This window comes from Limnofasciculus baicalensis BBK-W-15 (genome assembly GCF_024178385.1).
GTDB classification, from domain to species: domain Bacteria; phylum Cyanobacteriota; class Cyanobacteriia; order Cyanobacteriales; family Coleofasciculaceae; genus Limnofasciculus; species Limnofasciculus baicalensis.
Window position 1 is genome coordinate 1 of the sequence record NZ_JAMZMM010000579.1, and the last position, 2,651, is coordinate 2,651.

The following is a 2,651-nucleotide window of genomic DNA, read 5'->3' on the forward strand; positions in this document are numbered from 1 at the left end:
TGCCTTTCATCCCCGGACTCAAGTCACGGGGTTTTCAGGCTATTTTCTTATAAAAAATCATCTCTTTCCGAGAAAATAAATACTCTCTCATCAGCTACTGTTTCAGCTCGATAACAATTTTTAAATCTTGGTTTTTTTAACATAAAACATCATAATGATATCGATCGTTGCAAAATGTGCTGTTTAATGGCCGTCTTTCCCTGTAACAGGGGATACATTTAACCTGCCAATGTCAGAAAGGTTTTGAGTTTGCAGTTAAGAGCTATAAAGTTGAAAGGATGGCTTTGATCTACCCTTACCTCTCAAATTGATCCCATGTCTTATCCCTTATACGTCGCCTTTATCTGGCATCAGCATCAACCCCTCTATAAAAGCCGCAACAGCGATATGTCGAAGCTGGGGCAATACCGCCTCCCCTGGGTACGGCTCCATGGTACAAAAGATTATCTAGATTTAGTCCTCCTGCTAGAACGGTATCCCAAACTCCATCAAACTGTAAACTTGGTTCCCTCTCTAATTTTGCAACTAGAGGATTACAGCGCTGGCACAGCCTTCGATCCCTATCTTACCCTCGCCCTTACCCCCACAGAACAACTTAATACTGAACACCAGCGCTTTATTATCGAGCATTTTTTTGATGCCAATCACCATACTCTCATCGATCCTCATCCCCGTTACCGGGAACTTTATGAGATACGACGGGAAAAGGGCAAGACTTGGTGCTTGGAAAATTGGACTATTCAGGATTACAGCGACTTACTAGCATGGCATAACTTAGCCTGGTTCGATCCAATGTTTTGGGATGACCCAGAAATCGCTACCTGGTTGAAACAGGGACGTAATTTTACTTTAAGCGATCGCCAACGCATTTTTACCAAACAGAAACAAATTCTCAGTCGCATTATCCCCCAACACCGGAAAATGCAAGATGCAGGTCAGCTCGAAGTCACCACAACACCCTATACTCACCCCATTTTACCCCTACTTGCGGATACAAATGCAGGTCGTGTTGCTGTGCCTAATATGGTATTACCTCAATATCGCTTTCAATGGGAAGAAGATATTCCCCGCCACCTGAAAAAATCATGGGATTTATATGAACATCGCTTTGGTAGAAAACCTCGCGGATTATGGCCTTCTGAACAATCAGTTAGTCCGATAATTTTACCATATATTGCTCAACAAGGATTCAAGTGGATTTGCTCAGATGAGGCAGTATTAGGGTGGACACTTCAGCACTTTTTCCACAGAGATGAAGTGGGCAATATTTCTGAACCAGAATGGCTTTATCAGCCCTATCGTTTAGAAACACCCCATGGCGATTTAGCAATTGTATTTCGCGATCATCGTTTATCAGATTTAATTGGATTTACTTATAGTGCCATGCCGCCAGAAAAAGCTGTTGCGGATTTAGTGGGACATTTAGACGCGATCGCACGTAACCTCAAACATCGTCAAAAAGGTGGAGGCACGGCACTAGACAAACCTTGGCTGGTTAATATTTCGCTAGATGGCGAAAATTGTTGGGAATTTTACGAACGAGATGGCTTACCTTTCTTAGAATTACTCTATCAAACCCTCAGCGATCGTCCAGATATTAAACTAGTTACTGTATCTGAGTTTATCGAACATTTCCCCCCCACAGAAACATTACCAGCAGAAAGACTTCATAGTGGCTCCTGGGTAGATGGTAGTTTCACTACTTGGATTGGCGATCCGGCTAAAAATCGCGCCTGGGATTTATTAGCAGAAGCACGGCAAATGTTAGCTAATCATCCAGAAGCAACAGAAGAAAATAATCCCGAAGTTTGGGAAGCGCTTTATGCTGCGGAAGGCTCTGATTGGTTTTGGTGGTTTGGTGAGGGACATTCTTCTAACCAAGATGCTATTTTCGATCGGTTATTTAGAGAACATCTCGCGGCAATTTATCAAGCATTAAATGAACCAATTCCTCCTAGTATTAAACAACCTGTAGAACAACATCAACCAAGGGGCGAACACCAACCGGAAAGCTTTATTCATCCAGTGATTAATGGTATCGGTGATGAACAAGATTGGGATAAAGCCGGAAGAATTGAACTCGGTGGCGCACGGGGGACAATGCACCAAAGCAGTCCAATTCAGCGGTTATGGTATGGTGTGGATCACCTGAATTTTTACCTGCGGTTAGATTTTCAATCTGGGGTACAAATTGGCAAGGATATTCCAGGTGAATTACATTTATTATTGTTTTATCCTAATCGCTTGGTTCACAACAGTCAAGCACCTTTGGCAGAAGTCCCCGATATTGCACCACTCAATTATTTATTTCACCATCAGTTAGTAATTAATTTACCCACTCAATCTTTTTGGTTTCAGGAGGCAGTAGAAAATTATCAGTGGCATCCTAAAGTTAGTCGCGCTCAAATTGCCATCGATCAATGTTTGGAGTTAGCTGTACCTTGGGCAGATTTACAGATTGAACCTGATTCTCAGCTACGATTAGTGTTAGTTTTGGCGGATAATGGTATTTTCAAGACTCACTTATCAGAAAATCAGATGGTGGCGTTACAGGCACCATAGGGAGGATGTTTTCAAACTTTGAGAGGGCGTTAGTTTGGGAGCATCCCACTTTGGCAAAGATACTCATTTTTTGCCCCCCTTTTCACCCC

At 42.5% G+C, this 2,651-nt stretch carries 1 protein-coding gene; it reads left to right on the top strand.

Features of this window, described 5'->3' with window-relative positions:
- The first annotated feature begins 315 nt into the window (after window positions 1–315).
- Window positions 316–2,562 carry a glycoside hydrolase family 57 protein gene (locus NJ959_RS28325; RefSeq protein WP_254015102.1) on the top strand — a complete coding sequence of 749 codons (2,247 nt, stop codon included), beginning with the start codon at window positions 316–318 and terminating at the stop codon, window positions 2,560–2,562.
- Window positions 2,563–2,651: the final 89 nt, after the last annotated feature.

Bases quoted from the DNA above. Each gene is read 5' to 3' on its own strand.
- NJ959_RS28325 (WP_254015102.1), top strand. From the start codon at position 316: ATGTCTTATCCCTTATACGTCGCCTTTATCTGGCATCAGCATCAACCC.